Annotated in this window: 16 protein-coding genes and 2 tRNA genes; 17 read left to right on the top strand and 1 reads right to left on the bottom strand. The window is 55.9% G+C overall.

Annotation, left to right across the window (positions count from 1 at the left end):
* The first annotated feature begins 14 nt into the window (after positions 1-14).
* The 3 genes from LG297_RS10825 (at position 15) to LG297_RS10815 (ending at position 1332) form a co-directional block, all read left to right on the top strand.
* Positions 15-287, top strand: a complete 273-nt coding sequence (locus LG297_RS10825; RefSeq protein WP_007089403.1) for an HU family DNA-binding protein — start codon at positions 15-17, stop codon at positions 285-287.
* Between the two features lie 110 nt (positions 288-397).
* A tRNA-Val gene (locus tag LG297_RS10820) sits at positions 398-474 on the top strand.
* A gap of 189 nt (positions 475-663) precedes the next feature.
* Entirely contained in the window at positions 664-1332 is a 669-nt protein-coding gene (locus LG297_RS10815) for a hypothetical protein (RefSeq protein ID WP_404426903.1), read from the top strand.
* A gap of 875 nt (positions 1333-2207) precedes the next feature.
* Here the strand turns inward: LG297_RS10815 and fliG are convergent.
* Complete coding sequence (gene fliG, locus LG297_RS10810; RefSeq protein ID WP_404426902.1) at positions 2208-3227, bottom strand: flagellar motor switch protein FliG; 1020 nt, start codon at positions 3225-3227, stop codon at positions 2208-2210.
* A gap of 316 nt (positions 3228-3543) precedes the next feature.
* Here fliG and LG297_RS10805 point away from each other — a divergent pair.
* From LG297_RS10805 to LG297_RS10740, 14 genes are all read left to right on the top strand, one after another.
* Positions 3544-3620: transfer RNA gene (locus LG297_RS10805), tRNA-Asp, on the top strand.
* Positions 3621-3907: 287 nt separating this feature from the next.
* On the top strand, positions 3908-4273 hold the full coding sequence (locus tag LG297_RS10800; RefSeq protein WP_007089406.1) for an NADH-quinone oxidoreductase subunit A: 366 nt from the start codon (positions 3908-3910) through the stop codon (positions 4271-4273).
* Positions 4264-4806: an NADH-quinone oxidoreductase subunit B family protein gene (locus LG297_RS10795; protein WP_007089407.1), complete on the top strand. Its 543-nt coding sequence runs from the start codon at positions 4264-4266 to the stop codon at positions 4804-4806. The genes LG297_RS10800 and LG297_RS10795 overlap by 10 nt, the downstream gene beginning before the upstream one ends.
* A gap of 18 nt (positions 4807-4824) precedes the next feature.
* Positions 4825-5454 carry an NADH-quinone oxidoreductase subunit C gene (locus LG297_RS10790; protein WP_404426901.1) on the top strand — a complete coding sequence of 210 codons (630 nt, stop codon included), beginning with the start codon at positions 4825-4827 and terminating at the stop codon, positions 5452-5454.
* Positions 5454-6632 (top strand): NADH-quinone oxidoreductase subunit D, encoded by a 1179-nt coding sequence (locus LG297_RS10785; protein ID WP_404426900.1) that lies wholly within the window; start codon positions 5454-5456, stop codon positions 6630-6632. Before LG297_RS10790 ends, LG297_RS10785 begins: the two co-directional genes overlap by 1 nt.
* A complete protein-coding gene (nuoE, locus tag LG297_RS10780) occupies positions 6629-7291 on the top strand; it encodes an NADH-quinone oxidoreductase subunit NuoE (RefSeq protein ID WP_404426899.1) in 663 nt (220 codons plus the stop codon). The genes LG297_RS10785 and nuoE overlap by 4 nt, the downstream gene beginning before the upstream one ends.
* A gap of 1 nt (position 7292) precedes the next feature.
* Positions 7293-8573 (top strand): NADH-quinone oxidoreductase subunit NuoF, encoded by a 1281-nt coding sequence (nuoF, locus tag LG297_RS10775; protein WP_404426898.1) that lies wholly within the window; start codon positions 7293-7295, stop codon positions 8571-8573.
* 27 nt (positions 8574-8600) lie between these two features.
* Positions 8601-10661 (top strand): NADH-quinone oxidoreductase subunit NuoG, encoded by a 2061-nt coding sequence (gene nuoG, locus LG297_RS10770; protein ID WP_404426897.1) that lies wholly within the window; start codon positions 8601-8603, stop codon positions 10659-10661.
* Positions 10662-10748: 87 nt separating this feature from the next.
* On the top strand, positions 10749-11762 hold the full coding sequence (gene nuoH, locus LG297_RS10765; protein WP_404426896.1) for an NADH-quinone oxidoreductase subunit NuoH: 1014 nt from the start codon (positions 10749-10751) through the stop codon (positions 11760-11762).
* Positions 11763-11793: 31 nt separating this feature from the next.
* Positions 11794-12282 (top strand): NADH-quinone oxidoreductase subunit NuoI, encoded by a 489-nt coding sequence (gene nuoI / locus LG297_RS10760; RefSeq protein WP_114120998.1) that lies wholly within the window; start codon positions 11794-11796, stop codon positions 12280-12282.
* A gap of 82 nt (positions 12283-12364) precedes the next feature.
* Complete coding sequence (locus tag LG297_RS10755) at positions 12365-12973, top strand: NADH-quinone oxidoreductase subunit J (protein WP_404426949.1); 609 nt, start codon at positions 12365-12367, stop codon at positions 12971-12973.
* Positions 12973-13281 carry an NADH-quinone oxidoreductase subunit NuoK gene (gene nuoK / locus LG297_RS10750; RefSeq protein WP_085617489.1) on the top strand — a complete coding sequence of 103 codons (309 nt, stop codon included), beginning with the start codon at positions 12973-12975 and terminating at the stop codon, positions 13279-13281. The genes LG297_RS10755 and nuoK overlap by 1 nt, the downstream gene beginning before the upstream one ends.
* 7 nt (positions 13282-13288) lie before the next feature.
* On the top strand, positions 13289-15286 hold the full coding sequence (gene nuoL / locus LG297_RS10745) for an NADH-quinone oxidoreductase subunit L (RefSeq protein WP_404426895.1): 1998 nt from the start codon (positions 13289-13291) through the stop codon (positions 15284-15286).
* Between the two features lie 6 nt (positions 15287-15292).
* Positions 15293-16810, top strand: coding sequence for an NADH-quinone oxidoreductase subunit M (locus LG297_RS10740; protein ID WP_404426894.1), 1518 nt, complete (start codon positions 15293-15295; stop codon positions 16808-16810).
* The last annotated feature ends 8 nt before the right edge of the window (positions 16811-16818 follow it).

The raw sequence follows: 16818 nt of genomic DNA, 5'->3' as shown, positions 1-16818 counted from the left end.
AAGGGGGCCAGGAAGTGAATAAAAACGATCTCGTTGGAAGTGTAGCTGCTAAAGCCGATCTGTCCAAAGCGGACGCTGCTAAAGCCGTTGACGCTGTTTTCGATTCCATTACCGAATCTCTCAAAGGCGGTGACGAAGTTCGTCTCGTCGGTTTCGGTACCTTCGCTGTCGCTGCTCGCGCTGCTTCAAAAGGTCGCAACCCGCGCACCGGTGAAGAAATCGACATTCCGGCATCGAAACAGCCTAAATTCAAGGCTGGCAAGGGTCTTAAGGACGCCGTCAACTAAGGTTGACGATGTTCTGAAAAAAAATGCCGGTGACACGCGTCACCGGCATTGCTTTTTCAAAAAAGCATGGTATGTTCCGCCCGCTTCCGAAAAACGGGGCATCAAAATACGGGTGATTAGCTCAGCTGGTTAGAGCATCTCGTTTACACCGAGAGGGTCGGGAGTTCGAATCTCTCATCACCCACCATTCTTGCAAAAGTCGGCCTCGCGCCGGCTTTTTGCGTTTCTGGACAAATCGATTTTCTTTTGCGAATCAGAATACTGTTGCGCTGCATGATGGATTGATGCGGGGCATCATGACCCAATGCGACGGTTGACGCGGTTCCGTCCGACAGGCAAGCTTGTCCCAACAATCGCAGTCAGGATGACGCCGCCAATGACGATGCTTTCCAGAATGCCGTTCCGTGCGCTTGTGGCGTCATTGGGGTCTGTGGTTGTCAACCGCAGCCGATGGATCTCAAGGGGCTTCCTGATCGCGATTATCGCACCTGTGGTGCTGGCAGGGTGCTATCTGCCTGACGACTTCACCATTGACCTCAATGTCGAGCAGAATGGCGATTACCGGTTCAGCTATCGCGGGCTTCTGGTACAACCGACAATTACCGAAGCCATTCTGAACGAAGAAATCGATGCCGATGAGGAAGAGGAACGGGTTGAAAAGGTGCTTGCCGATCTGAAGCGCGATTCCGGCGTCTCGGAACTGGCCTATCAGGGGGAAGGCGTCTTTCGCATCGTCTATGAGCGGCGCGGCAACATCATGCGCGACAAAAGCTTTGTGTTTGTGCGGCGCAATTCGCGAATCCTTGAAATGTTTTTCAGGGCGGAATCGAATACCGTTGAAATACGCGGCGGCTTTGTTCCTGACCAGTATGAAGAACGTCTGACCGCGTTGGGATATGAGATGACCGGCAGGATCGAGTTACGCACCACGGCGGGCATACGCAGCCACAACGCGGCCGAGTTCATCGAAACCGGCGGGCAGAACAGGCTGCGCTGGGAAATCAGATCGATCACCGATCCGGTGCCGAATGTGATCATCGGATAGGCCGCCGGGTAGGGTGCACGGACCCGAAAAATCGGGAATTTTCATCAGCCGGGATGCAATGGGCTACATTTGCCAGTGGCGCTGTTTTTCTGAATAATTCCGATACTCGCATATGCGAACTACATCGGGTTTGTATCCTGCCTTTTTCATGGTCGGTCAATTTTGTTCTTGATTTGTTCTTTTTATCGTGGTAAACAGGTTTTATCAACTTGATAATTGCGCCTGCATCGCGGGCGAGAGGGGCCGGAATCTGCTGATTTCGGATTCCTGAATAATTTCCCAGACAATCCCGAAATGATGCCGTCACAGGATGTTTGCAGTGCAAACGGAACGGGCGGCGCATGTGCTGTTCCGAAAGGAAGGATGACCATGATCACGAATGTCGATGATGAAGGGCCGTGATGCCCTGCGGGCGCCGGTTGAGGCGCGGGCGTGGGGTATGGGCGAGGGGGCCTGTTGACCCCGCATTACGAACCCGGCGGGCATGAAGGTTTCATGGGCCGGGATATTGGACAGTCATGTGAGAAAAGGAAAACCATTTCACGGCGCGATGCCAGCCGTCATTCAAGGCATCCGAAACAGGGGCCAGGCCCGAAAATGGCAAAAGTCATTACGGGCGTGGTGTGTCGAGTTGGCAAAAGAGAAGCGTAAAAAGGGCTGGCAATCCGCTGTTGCGTTTCGGCCTGCGTCTGGAGTGGGGCCGTTGGCCATTTTGCCGCCGTTGTGACCCCGGCGACCTTGGCGGAGACGGGGGGCTCTGTGCCGTGTGGCTGGTTGGCAGTGGGGTGTTCGGAGCATTGATGACGGGGCGCAAAAAAACGGGACGACAAAAGGCCGTCCCGTTTCCGGGTTCGATGATCGGACGGATGTTGGGGTCAGTAGACCATTTCGTCCTCGCCCCCCCCTTCGGAGATGACGATCTGACCTTGGGCGGCCAGTTCCTTGGCGAGCTGGACGATCATCATCTGGGATTCCTCGACATCCGACAGGCGGACGGGGCCGAGTGCATCCATGTCTTCGCGCATCATCTTGCCGGCACGTTCGGACATGTTCTTGAAGAACAGGTCGCGCATCCCGTCGGTCGAGCCTTTGAGAGCCAGCGCAAGCTTGTCTTTTTCGACCTGGCGCAGCAGCGTCTGAACGCCGTTGTTGTCCAGCCGGGCGAGGTCTTCGAAGGTGAACATGAGCGCCTTGATCTTTTCCGCAGAGTCGCGGTTGCGTTCTTCCAGCGCGGTGAGGAAGCGATCCTGGCTTTGGCGATCCAGGCTGTTGAAAATATCGGCCATCAGTTCGTGGTTGTCGCCGCGCGAGCCACGCGCAAGGTTCGACATGAATTCGGTACGCAGGGTTTTCTCGATATTGTCGAGAACCTCTTTCTGCACGGCCTCCATGCGCAGCATACGCATGATGACCTCCATCGAGAAGTTTTCCGGCAATAGCGACAAAACGGCAGCAGAGTGGGACGATTTCAGTTTCGAGAGCACCACACCAACGGTCTGGGGGTATTCGTTTTTGAGATAGTTGGCGAGAACCGCCTCGTTCACGTTGTTCAGTTTGTCCCACATGGTGCGACCGGCGGGGCCGCGAATCTCTTCCATGATGCCGTTGACACGGTCTTCGGGCAGAACCTTGGACAGCAGGCGTTCGGTCGTATCGAACGAACCGACAAGCGAGCCGGTCGAGGAAAGCTGATCAGCGAATTCGACAAACAGGCGTTCAACGATATTGGAGCTGATGGTGCCAAGGCCCGACATGGTCTGGGAAATCTCTTTGATTTCCTCGTCATCCATCATGCTGAACATTTTGGTGGCGTGTTCTTCACCAAGTGCCAACATCAGAATCGCGGCCTTTTCCGGGCCTGCAAGCGACCTGTATTCTTCCTTTACGCGCCCCACTGGTGGTCTTCTCCGTCACTTCGTTTCTGCGTTTGCGCGAACATGCCTGCTTTTCAGGATTCTGTCCCTAGCAGCAAAGAATATATTCTATTTATCAACAATTCTATAAAAGCTAGGCGCAGGATGCAAAGGTAACCCGCGAAACCGTTCATCGAAGTATCTGGAAACAGGATATTTGTCAGAAAGCCGGGGGCTGTGATGTGTTTCACAGGGTGATGATCTCGCGCGCAATTGTCGAGCAGGTTGAAAACGCTGGTATCAGCTTGACTTGGCATAGGGGCTGGTCTAACAAAGGCGCGCCAATAGCTGGTCATTTGGGGGCGTAGCTCAGTTGGTTAGAGCGCCGGCCTGTCACGCCGGAGGCCGCGGGTTCAAGTCCCGTCGCTCCCGCCATGATCACGCATCTGTTGTCTGTCTTCGGACGTTACGTCCTTTCCGCGATCACCTTTTCACGCAGGGCACATGCTGCTTTGCAGGAACGGGACTTGATCATGGCGTAACGAGGCCCGATATCGGAGGACAGAAAAAGGCAAAAAGATTAGGAAGTTTCCGGCCTTAGGCGGTGTTAAAACCGCTTACGGGGCTGGAACTTGTGCGGTGCATACGTTATGGTGCGCCGGTATGGACCGGGTGGGGACCTGGTCGGGTCAAAAGAGGCCTGTTCTTGAGAGGTCAGAGAGATGCAAGAGCTTCTTTCGGAATATCTTCCGATCCTGATTTTTATCGGGATCGCCGTCGGTCTCTCGGCGGTAATCGTCATCGCGTCGCTGGTTCTGGCCAAGCAGGCTCCTGATGTTGAAAAACTGTCCGCATACGAATGCGGGTTTGCGCCGTTTGAAGACGCGCGCATCAAGTTTGACGTCCGGTTCTATCTGGTCGCTATCTTATTCATCATTTTCGATCTCGAAGTTGCGTTCCTGTTCCCTTGGGCTGTGACCCTTGGCGACATTGGCACCTTCGGTTTCTTTTCGATGGTGATTTTCCTGGCTGTGCTGACGGTCGGATTTGTCTATGAATGGAAGAAGGGAGCACTGGAATGGGAGTGAGCACCAATACAGGCGCACCCCTGGCACCCGGTCAGGATCAGGATACCCTGCTTAAAGGCGTGTTCGACGAGATGAATGACAAGGGCTTTGTCCTTGCCAATCTCGACAAGCTGGCAAGCTGGGCGAGCACCGGTTCGCTGTGGCCGATGACGTTCGGTCTGGCCTGCTGTGCTGTGGAAATGATGCATGCCGCGGCGTCGCGTTACGACCTTGACCGTTATGGTCTTGTGTTCCGTCCGAGCCCGCGTCAGTCCGACGTGATGATCGTTGCCGGAACGCTGACCAACAAAATGGCCCCCGCATTGCGCAAGGTTTACGACCAGATGGCCGAACCGCGCTGGGTGATCTCGATGGGCTCGTGCGCGAATGGTGGTGGGTATTATCACTATTCCTATTCGGTGGTACGCGGTTGTGATCGTGTTGTGCCGGTGGACGTATATGTTCCCGGGTGCCCGCCGACAGCCGAAGCGCTGATTTACGGCGTGATGCAGTTGCAAAAGAAAATCCGCCGTACCGGTGTCCTGACACGCTGATCCTTATAGGGGGCTTGCATGAGCGAAGTGCTCAGCGATAACAGCGCCGCGCTGAAAGATCTTAAAGATCTTGTGGTGTCCCAGTTTGCCGACAAGGTTCTGGAAACCCAGAACCGTTATGGCGAACTGACCGTCGTGGTCAAACGCGATGCTATTCTTAAAGTTCTGACATTCCTGCGTGATGATGCGGGCTGTTTGTTCAAGCAGCTTGTCGATATCTGCGGGGTTGATTATCCCGAACGTGCCGAGCGTTTCGACGTCGTTTATCACCTGCTGTCGCTCAAGCATAACCTGCGTGTGCGCGTCAAGGTCAGCACCGACGAAGAAACCCCGGTGCCAAGTGCCGTTTCCGTTTACAGCGCCGCCAACTGGTTCGAGCGCGAAACGTGGGATTTGTACGGCATCTTCTTTGATAATCACCCGGACCCGCGCCGTATCCTGACGGATTACGGTTTTGAAGGTCATCCGCTTCGCAAGGATTTTCCGCTGACCGGTTATGTCGAGGTTCGCTATGACGACGAGCAGAAGCGCGTTGTCTACGAACCGGTGAAACTGGTTCAGGATTTCCGTAACTTCGATTTCGAAAGCCCGTGGGAAGGCATCCAGCATGTTCTTCCCGGCGATGAAAAGGCGGAGGGCAAGGCCTGATGTCGGAACAAAAAATCAAAAACATGACCATGAACTTCGGCCCGCAGCACCCTGCGGCGCACGGCGTTCTGCGTCTGGTTCTTGAAATGGACGGCGAGGTTATCGAACGCGCCGATCCGCATATCGGCCTTCTGCACCGTGGTACGGAAAAGCTGATCGAATATAAAACCTATATTCAGGCGACCCCATATTTCGACCGTCTCGACTATGTCGCGCCGATGAACCAGGAGCATGCCTATTGCCTGGCCATCGAGAAGCTGATGGGTGTCGAGGTGCCGAAACGCGCCCAGTATATCCGCGTTCTGTATGCGGAAATGGGCCGTATCCTGAACCATCTTCTGAACCTGACGGCCTTTGCGCTTGACGTTGGTGCGATGACCCCGCTGCTTTGGGGCTTCGAGGAGCGCGAAAAGCTTATGGAATTCTATGAGCGCGCGTGTGGTGCCCGTCTTCATGCCAACTATTTCCGTCCGGGCGGTGTTGCAGCCGATCTTCCGGCCGGGTTGCTGGCCGATATCGATGCCTGGTGTGATCAGTTCCCGAAATTCGTCAAGGATTTCGATCGCATCCTGACCGGCAACCGTATTTTCAAGCAGCGTACGGTTGATATCGGTATCGTTTCGCCCGAAGAGGCGCTGGACTGGGCCTTTACCGGGCCGAACATCCGTGCATCGGGCTTGGCGTGGGATCTGCGTAAATCACAGCCCTATGACTCGTACGAAGATTTCGATTTCGACATTCCCATCGGCAGGAACGGCGACTGCTATGATCGCTTCCTGGTGCGTTTCGAAGAAATGGTCCAGTCGCTCAAGATCATGAAGCAGGCCATTAAAGAAATGCCAGATGGGCCTGTTATCGTTGAGAATAACAAGGTGGCGCCGCCGTCGCGTTCAGAAATGAAACGCTCGATGGAAGCCCTGATCCATCACTTCAAACTCTTTACCGAAGGTTTCCACGTTCCGGCTGGCGAATGCTATGCCGCGGTCGAGGCACCGAAGGGCGAGTTTGGCGTGTATCTCATTTCGGATGGCTCGAACCGTCCGTATCGCTGCAAAATTCGCGCACCCGGGTTCCCGCACCTTCAGGGCATCGACTTCATGTCCAAGGGCCACATGCTGGCCGATGTCGTTGCCAATATCGGGTCGCTTGATATCGTGTTCGGTGAGATTGACCGATGAGCCATTTGAGAAGACCAGCTCCGAGAGAGCTTCAGCCTGTCAGCTTTGCGTTTTCCCCGGAAAACATGGAGCGGGCAAACAAGATTATCGCCAAGTATCCGGAAGGCCGCCAGCAGAGCGCGGTCATGCCGCTGCTTGATCTGGCACAGCGTCAGACCGAGGGGAACTGGGTTCCGACCGTCGCAATGGATTACATTGCCGACATGCTCGATATGCCGGCCATTCGTGTCTATGAGGTGGCGACCTTCTATACGATGTATAACCTTGCCCCGGTGGGTAAGAACTTCATCCAGATCTGCACCACGACGCCATGCTGGCTGCGCGGATCGGCCGATATTGTCGATACCTGCAAAAAGGAACTGGGCATCGGAATCGGTGAAACCACCGAAGACGGCCAGTTTACCCTGATCGAGGTTGAATGCCTTGGCGCGTGCGTTAACGCACCGATGATGCAGATCAACGACGATTATTACGAAGACCTGACTGCCGACACCACCAAGTCGATCCTTGATGCCCTGAAAAAGGGTGAAAAGCCGAAAGCCGGTCCGCAGATCGGTCGTCGCGGCTGCGAGCCGATTGATGGTCCCAAGGTTCTGAAGGCATTTTGTGGCTGTGCTGCGGCCGATCAGTCCGAAGATGCAAGCAAAGGGGAGGCCTGAGATGCTGCAGGATAAAGATCGCGTCTTTACCAACCTGTACGGCTTTCAGGATTTCGGTCTTAAGGCGGCACAGGCACGTGGCAACTGGGACGGCACCAAGGCCCTGATCGAAAAAGGCCGCGACTGGATCATCAACGAGATGAAGGCATCCGGTCTGCGTGGTCGCGGGGGCGCTGGCTTCCCGACCGGCCTGAAATGGTCGTTCATGCCCAAGGAATCCGATGGTCGTCCGAGCTATCTTGTCGTCAATGCCGACGAGGGGGAGCCTGGCACCTGCAAAGACCGCGAGATCATGCGCAATGATCCGCATACCCTGATTGAAGGCTGCCTTCTGGCGAGCTTCGCGATGAATGCCCATGCCGGATATATCTATATCCGTGGGGAATTCTATCACGAGGCATCCAACCTTCAGCGTGCAATCGACGAAGCCTATGAAGCCGGGTTGCTTGGCAAGAATGCCTGCGGTTCGGGCTGGGATTATGACCTTTATCTGCACCTTGGTGCAGGGGCGTATATCTGTGGCGAGGAAACCGCGCTGATTGAAAGCCTTGAAGGCAAGAAAGGCCAGCCGCGTCTGAAGCCACCATTCCCGGCCAATGCCGGTCTGTATGGCTGCCCGACGACGGTGAACAATGTCGAATCGATTGCCGTGGTGCCGGAAATCCTGCGCCGTGGCGGTTCGTGGTTCACCAGCTTTGGCCGTGAAAACAACCACGGCACCAAGCTGTTTGCGATTTCCGGTCACGTCGAAAAGCCGTGCACGGTCGAAGAAGCCATGAGCATTCCGCTGCGCGAGCTGATTGAAAAGCATTGCGGCGGTGTTCGTGGCGGCTGGGACAATCTTCTGGCGGTTATTCCGGGCGGTTCGTCGGTTCCGCTGATGACCAAAGACATCTGCGACAATGTGCTGATGGATTTCGACGCCCTGCGTGAAGTGGGGTCGGGCCTTGGTACGGCAGCGGTGATCGTGATGGATAAATCCACCGACATCGTTTACGCCATCGCGCGTCTGTCGGAATTCTACCAGCATGAAAGCTGTGGTCAGTGTACGCCGTGCCGTGAAGGCACGGGCTGGATGGCGCGCATCATGGCGCGCATGGTCCGGGGGCAGGCCACGCTTGATGAAATTGACCTGCTGTGGGATGTGACCAAACAGGTCGAAGGCCACACCATTTGTGCGCTTGGCGATGCAGCCGCATGGCCGATCCAGGGTCTGATCCGTCACTTCCGTCCCGAAATGGAACGGCGGATCAAGGAATATCGCGCACGGATCGCGGCCTGAGAGGGGCCTGTTGAGAGGGATTGAGACATGCCGAAACTGACAGTTGACGGTATAGAAGTTGAAGTAGAAGCCGGGGCGACAGTCCTTCAGGCCTGTGAAGAGGCCGGGAAGGAGATTCCGCGTTTCTGCTATCACGAACGCCTGTCAATCGCCGGCAACTGCCGTATGTGTCTGGTCGAGATGGAACGCGCACCCAAGCCGGTCGCGTCCTGTGCCATGCCTGCGGCAGATGGAATGGTGATCAAGACGGATTCCGATCTGGTCAAGAAAGCACGCAATGGCGTGATGGAATTCCTGCTGATCAACCATCCGCTGGATTGCCCGATCTGTGACCAGGGCGGTGAATGTGACCTTCAGGACCAGGCGATGGCCTATGGTTTTGACGCGTCGCGCTATGCCGAGAAAAAGCGTGCGGTGAAGGACAAGGAACTGGGTCCGATTGTCAAAACGATCATGACCCGTTGCATTCACTGCACCCGTTGCGTGCGTTTTTCCGAGGAAGTCGCCGGTGTCGGCACCATGGGTGCGGTTTATCGCGGCGAGGATACCGAGGTCGGACCGTATATCGAAGCATCGATCAATTCCGAACTTTCGGGGAACCTGATCGATCTTTGCCCGGTTGGCGCGCTGACGTCCAAACCCTATGCGTTTACCGCACGTCCGTGGGAACTGAAAAAGACCGACAGCATCGATGTTATGGATGCGGTCGGATCGAATATCCGTATCGATTCCCGCAGTGCCGAAGTCATGCGCGTTCTGCCGCGTACCAATGACGATGTGAACGAGGAATGGATTTCGGACAAAACCCGTTATGCGATTGACGGCCTGAAACGCCAGCGTCTGGATCGTCCGTATGTCCGTGTCGATGGCAAGCTGAAAGCCGCCACCTGGGAAGAGGCATTTGCCGCGATCAAGGCAAAGGTTTCCGGGCTTGACGGCAAGAAGATTGCCGCAATCGCCGGTGACACGGTCGATTGTGAATCGATGACCGCGTTAAAGGATCTGATGGGTCAGCTTGGCTCGCCGAACCTTGATTGCCGTCAGGACGGTTCGAAAATCGGCGGTCCGCGTGCGTCCTATATCTTTAACACCACGATTGCCGGGATCGACGACGCCGATGCCTGCCTGATCGTTGGGGCGAATATCCGTGCGGAAGCACCGATCATCAATTCGCGCCTGCGCAAGCGCTGGCGTGCGACGGCCGGTGATTTCAAGGTTGGTATTATCGGCGAAAGTTGGGACCCGACCTATAAGCACGACTATCTTGGTGCCGGTGCGGAAACGCTTTCGGCGGTTCTGGATGGCAAAAACGATTTCGCCAAGGTTCTGAAAGCTGCCGAAAAGCCGATGATCATTGTTGGCATGGGCGCGCTTAACCGTGAGGACAGCGATGCGGTTCTGGCGACCGTCCGTGCGATTGCCGAAAAATACGGCATGGTTTCGGGCGACTGGAACGGTTTCAACGTTCTGCACACCGCCGCATCGCGCGTTGGTGGCCTTGATCTGGGCTTTGTCCCGGGCGAGGGCGGGCTTGCGACCAATGACATCCTTGATGCCGCGGCAAAGGGCGATGTCGAGGTTGTTTACCTTCTGGGTGCCGATGAAATCGACATGTCGAAGCTTGAGAAGGCCTTTGTGGTCTATCAGGGCGCGATGGGCGATGCCGGTGCGCAGGCAGCCGACGTGATCCTGCCCGGTGCGGCCTATACCGAAAAGAACGGTACGTATGTCAATACCGAAGGCCGCGCCCAGCAGGGCTGGCGCGCTGTTTTCCCGGTTGGCGAAGCCAAGGAAGACTGGGCGATTGTCCGTGCGCTTTCGGGCGCACTTGGTCAGGCCCTGCCGTATGACAACATTGATGCCGTGCGTTCGCGCATGGTTGAACTCAGCCCGACCTTTGCGTCGCTGAATGCTGTCACCAAGGCGGAATGGACCGATTTCGGCAAGAAAGGCGATATGAAGTCTGATGGCTTTACCTCGCCGGTTCGCAATTTCTATATGACCGACCCGATCAGCCGTGCATCGGTGACGATGGCCAAATGTACCGAGGCCTTTGTCAAGGATGCGGCTGCCGAGAAGGTTGCCTGAGTTTGGGGGGCGGCGATGACATCGTCGCCCGTCCCGCAAGGGGGTGTCCCAATTCAGGGACGAAACGCAAAAGATACGGTTTGACCGATGGAACTTCTTTGGGACGGATATATTGAACCGCTGGTCTGGATCGTCGCCAAGATTTTGGCGATTGTTGTCCCGCTGCTGGTTGCTGTCGCCTATCTGACCTATGCCGAGCGCAAGGTCATCGGTGCGATGCAGTTGCGCAAGGGCCCGAACGTTGTGGGGCCGTTTGGTCTTCTGCAGCCGCTGGCCGATGGTCTGAAACTGTTTCTGAAAGAAACAATTGTTCCGACCAGTGCCAACAAGGGCGTGTTTATCATCGCCCCGATGCTGACCTTCATTCTGGCGATCATTGCCTGGGCGGTTATCCCGTTCGACGAGGGCATGGTTCTGGCCGATCTGAATGTCGGCATTCTGTACCTGTTCGCGATCTCATCGCTGGGTGTTTACGGCATCGTGATGGCGGGTTGGGCCTCGAACTCCAAATACGCGTTTCTTGGTGCGCTGCGTTCCGGTGCCCAGATGGTGTCGTACGAGATTTCAATCGGCCTGATCATCATTTCCGTTCTGCTGACCACCGGGTCGCTGAACCTGAGCGATATCGTGCGCGGCCAGGTTGGCGGGTTCTGGGAATGGAACTTCATCTATCACCTGCCGATGTTTGTGGTCTTCATCGTGTCGATCCTGGCCGAAACGAACCGCGCGCCGTTTGACCTTCCGGAAGCGGAAGCCGAACTGGTGTCTGGGTATAACGTCGATTATTCGGCGATGACCTTTGCGCTGTTCTTCCTGGGTGAATACGCGAACATGATCCTGATGAGCGGTCTTTGCGCCGTTCTGTTCCTCGGGGGCTGGACCGCGCCGCTGCCGGTTCTGGAATTCATCCCCGGTGCGATCTGGTTCATTCTGAAGATCTGTTTCGTTCTGTTCATTTTCCTCTGGGTGCGTGCGACATTCCCGCGTTACCGCTATGACCAGCTTATGCGTCTGGGTTGGAAAGTCTTCCTGCCGCTGTCATTTGCCTGGGTCATGCTGGTCGCCACGTTCCTGGTTGCTTTTGACAAGGTCCCGGCCTGATCGCCGCGCATCGGAGAGAGAGAGGTAAACGATGTCATTTATTGATCGGACGGCCCGGAGCTTCCTGCTGGTGGAACTCGTTTCCGGTATGGCGCTCACCCTGAAATACATGTTCAAGCCGAAGGTGACGCTGAACTATCCGTATGAGAAGGGTCCGCTGAGCCCGCGTTTCCGTGGCGAACATGCGCTGCGCCGCTATCCCAACGGGGAAGAGCGTTGCATCGCGTGCAAACTTTGCGAGGCGATCTGTCCCGCGCAGGCCATCACGATTGAGGTCGAGCCGCGCGATGACGGTTCGCGTCGTACGACGCGCTACGATATCGATATGACGAAATGCATCTATTGCGGTTTCTGCGAGGAAGCCTGCCCGGTGGATGCCATCGTCGAAGGTCCGAACTTCGAGTTCGCAACCGAAAACCGCGAGGAGCTTCTTTATGACAAGGACAAGCTTCTTGAAAATGGCGAGCGTTGGGAAGCCGAGCTTGCTGCACGATTGGAGGCAGACGCACCTTACCGGTAAGTGTCGCGTCTGATCGTTAAAGAGAGAGTTCATGGGCCGCTTTCTGCCGTTGGGGCAGGGCGGCTCGCCAAGGGGGTACCTTATGGTCGTACAGGCTTTGGCTTTTTACCTGTTTGCTACTGTCGCGGTTCTGGCCGCGACTGCGGTTGTGACGGTTCGCAACCCGGTGCATTCGGTACTGCTGCTGATTTTGACATTTTTTAACGCAGCCGGGCTTTTTGTCCTGCTGGGTGCCGAGTTTCTCGCCATGCTGCTTGTCGTCGTCTATGTCGGCGCGGTCGCGGTTCTGTTCCTGTTCGTCGTCATGATGCTCGACATCAATTTTGTCGAGATGCGCGAAGGTTTCCTCAACTATCTGCCGATCGGGGTTCTGATCGCGCTGGTGCTGTTTGTGGAACTGGCCTTTGTCGGCGCGGGCTGGGCCTTGTCGGATGACAAGGTTGCGGTTCTGGCGCATCCGACGCCCGCCGGTCTGACCAATGTCGAGGCGCTTGGCCGACTGATTTACACCGATTACGCATACATCTTCCAGGCTGCCGGTCTGGTGCTGCTTGTTGCAATGATCGGCGCAATTGTCCTGACGCTGCGTACCCGCGAAGGTGTTCGCCGTCAGAAAATCTCCGAGCAGGTCAAACGCGATCGCGCTGACACGCTTGAAGTCAAAAAAGTTCCGGTCGGTAGGGGGATCTGATGGAAATCGGTCTTGCACATTATTTGACCGTCGCGGCGATCCTTTTCACACTCGGGATCTTTGGCATCTTCATGAACCGCAAGAACGTCATCATCATCATGATGTCGATCGAGCTGATGCTGCTGGCAGTCAATATCAATCTGGTCACGTTCTCGTCGTTCCTCGGCGACCTCGTCGGACAGGTCTTCACCATCTTCGTCCTGACCGTTGCCGCCGCCGAGGCAGCGATCGGTCTTGCGATCCTGGTGGTCTATTTCCGTAACCGCGGCACGATTGCGGTTGAAGACATCAACATGATGAAGGGGTAAGGCAGATATGTATCCTCTGATTGTATTCCTGCCCCTGATCGCGGCCACGATTGCCGGCATCATCACGCTGGTCGGTGCGATGTCGACCGCGTCCCATGCCGAGCATGACAGCAGCCATCATCACGGTGTTACGACTTCGGACCGCGTTTCCCAGCTGATTACGGCGGGTGGCGTTGTTACGGCCTTCATTATTTCGATTTTTGCCTTTGCCGATGTTGCCATTGGCGGCAACCCGATCACGGTTCAGCTTTTTACCTGGATTTCGTCGGGCAGTTTCACGGCTGAATGGGCGCTGCGTTTCGATACGCTGACCTGTGTCATGCTGATCGTTGTGACCGGTGTGTCGTCGATGGTGCATATCTATTCCATCGGGTACATGTCGCACGATCCCGACAAGCCGCGTTTCATGGCGTATCTGTCGCTGTTTACCTTTGCCATGCTGATGCTGGTGACTGCCGACAACCTGATCCAGCTTTTCTTCGGCTGGGAAGGGGTGGGGCTTGCGTCCTATCTTCTGATCGGTTTCTGGTATTCCAAACCGTCGGCATCGGCCGCCGCGATCAAGGCGTTTGTCGTCAACCGTGTCGGTGACTTTGGCTTTGCCCTTGGTATCTTTGCGGTTTATGTCCTGTTTGACAGCGTCCAGTTCGACGTGATCTTTGGCAATGCCGAAGAAGTTGCCGGAACGACGCTTTTGTTCCTTGGTCATGAATTCTCGGCACTTGAGATCACCTGTTTCCTTTTGTTCATCGGTGCGATGGGCAAGTCGGCACAGCTTGGCCTGCATACGTGGCTTCCTGATGCGATGGAAGGCCCGACGCCGGTTTCCGCCCTTATTCACGCGGCAACCATGGTGACGGCCGGTGTGTTCATGGTCGCGCGTCTGTCGCCGATCTTTGAATATGCCGAAACGACGCTTGCGATTATTACCGTTGTCGGGGCATCGACCGCGTTCTTTGCCGCGACGATTGGCTGCGTTCAGAACGACATCAAGCGCGTGATCGCCTATTCGACCTGTTCGCAGCTTGGCTATATGTTCTTTGCGTGCGGTGTGTCGGCCTATTCGGCGGGCGTGTTCCACCTGATGACGCATGGTTTCTTCAAGGCGCTTTTGTTCCTTGGTGCCGGTTCGGTGATCCATGCGATGTCCGATGAGCAGGACATGCGCAAGATGGGCGGCATCTATAAGATGGTTCCGCTGACCTTTGGGGTGATGATGATCGGGACGCTTGCGATTACCGGTTTCCCGGGGCTTGCGGGCTTCTATTCCAAGGACCTTGTCATCGAAAGCGCGTTTGCGGCACATACCGCCGTCGGGACCTATGCCTTCTGGGCCGGTATCCTCGCGGCACTGATGACGTCGTTCTATAGCTGGCGTCTGATTTTCATGACCTTCTTTGGCACCCCGCGTGCAGACGAGCGGACCATGGCGCATGTCCATGAAAGCCCGGCCGTCATGACGCTGCCGCTTCTGTTCCTGACCATCGGTGCGATTTTTGCCGGCTGGTACGCCAAGGACTGGTTCGGTGGTGGCGATTATGAGGAAATGCTGGCGTTCTGGAACGGCGCACTCTTCATGGCCGAAGGTCATCAGGCTCTTGAACATGCACACCATGTTCCGGGCTGGGTCAAACTGGCACCGTTTGTCGCCATGGTTTCGGGCTTTGTCATCGCACTTGTGATGTACAAGCTGGTGCCGTCGCTGCCGCGTCAGCTGGCCAACAGCTTCAACGGTCTGTATCGCTTCGCCCTGAACAAATGGTACTTCGACGAGCTTTACGACAAGATTTTCGTCAAGCCGGCCTTCTATCTTGGCTATGGCTTCTGGAAATCGGGCGATGGCGCGCTGATCGACGGTGTCGGTCCGGACGGTGTTGCTGCTGCATGTCGTAACATTGCACGTCGCGTCAGCGCCCTTCAGAGCGGTTTCGTCTATCACTATGCGTTTGCGATGCTGATCGGTATTGCCGCCTTGGTGTCTTACACAATTTGGAAGATGGGTTAACGGGCGATGAGCGATTATCCAATTCTTTCGATCGTCACCTTTTTGCCGCTGATCGGCGCACTTTTCGTGCTGCTGATCCGCGGGGAAGAGGCGAATGTCGCCCGCAACTCCCGATGGGTTGCTTTGTGGACGTCGGGTTTCACCTTTGCGGCATCGCTGATGCTGTGGGTGAATTTCGACAGCACCACGGCCGATTTCCAGTTCGTTGAAAAAGCCGACTGGATGCCGGGGCTGAACATTTCCTATCACATGGGCGTGGATGGCATTTCGATGCTGTTCGTGCTTCTGGCGACCTTCCTGACGCCGATCTGCATTCTGTCGGCATGGGAAGCAATCCAGAAACGTGTGAAGGAATACATGATCGCGTTCCTGATCCTGGAAACGATGATGGTCGGTATGTTCAGCGCGCTTGACGGTTTGCTGTTCTATCTGTTCTTCGAAGGCGTTCTGATCCCGATGTTCATCATCATCGGTGTCTGGGGCGGTCAGCGTCGTGTTTATGCAGCCTTCAAGCTGTTCCTATACACGCTGCTGGGTTCCGTTCTGATGCTGGTGGCGCTGCTTGCGATGTATTTCGAAGCCGGTACGACCGACATCCCGACGCTGATGGCGTACGGGTTCAGCTATAACATGCAGCTTTGGCTGTGGCTGGCGTTCTTTGCATCCTTTGCCGTCAAGGTGCCGATGTGGCCGGTTCACACCTGGCTGCCCGATGCCCACGTTGAGGCACCGACGGCCGGTTCGGTGATCCTGGCGGGTGTTCTTCTGAAAATGGGTGGTTACGGGTTCCTGCGGTTCTCGTTGCCGATGATGCCGCTGGCGTCTGAAACCTTTGCGCCGCTGGTGTTTACGCTGTCGATTGTGGCGATCATCTATACGTCGCTGGTGGCCCTTGCACAGCAGGACATGAAAAAGCTGATTGCCTATTCGTCGGTGGCCCATATGGGGATCGTGACGATTGGTGCCTTCACCTTTAACCAGCATGGCATCGAAGGTTCGATCTTCCAGATGCTGAGCCACGGTGTGGTATCGGGCGCGCTGTTCCTGTGTGTCGGTGTGGTTTATGACCGCATGCATACCCGCGAGATCGATGCCTATGGCGGTCTTGTCCATCGTATGCCGGGTTATGCCGTTATCTTCATGTTCTTTACGATGGCGTCTGTCGGTCTTCCGGGGACGGGTGGTTTCGTTGGCGAAATCCTGGCATTGCTGGGCGCGTTCGAAGCCAATACCTGGGTGGCATTCTTTGCCGCAACCGGTCTGATCCTCGGCGCGGCCTATGCGCTGTATCTCTATCGCCGCATCGTGTTCGGGGCGCTTACCAAGGAAAACCTTAAATCGATCCTTGATATGAGCCCGCGTGAATGGCTGATCTTTGCGCCGCTTGTGATCATCGTTCTGTGGATGGGGGTCTATCCGGTCTCCTTCCTCGACATCATGCATGTTTCGGTTGAAAACCTCGTCAACCAGGTCGAAACGGCGCAGGCTGCCGCAGCTCAGGCTGCGCAGCTGGCGGCGAATTGAGGGGAATG

This window comes from Thalassospira australica, assembly GCF_044790785.1.
Taxonomy (GTDB): domain Bacteria; phylum Pseudomonadota; class Alphaproteobacteria; order Rhodospirillales; family Thalassospiraceae; genus Thalassospira; species Thalassospira australica_A.
The sequence above is the reverse complement of the archived record's forward strand: the minus strand, read 5'-3'. Positions and strand labels throughout refer to the sequence as shown.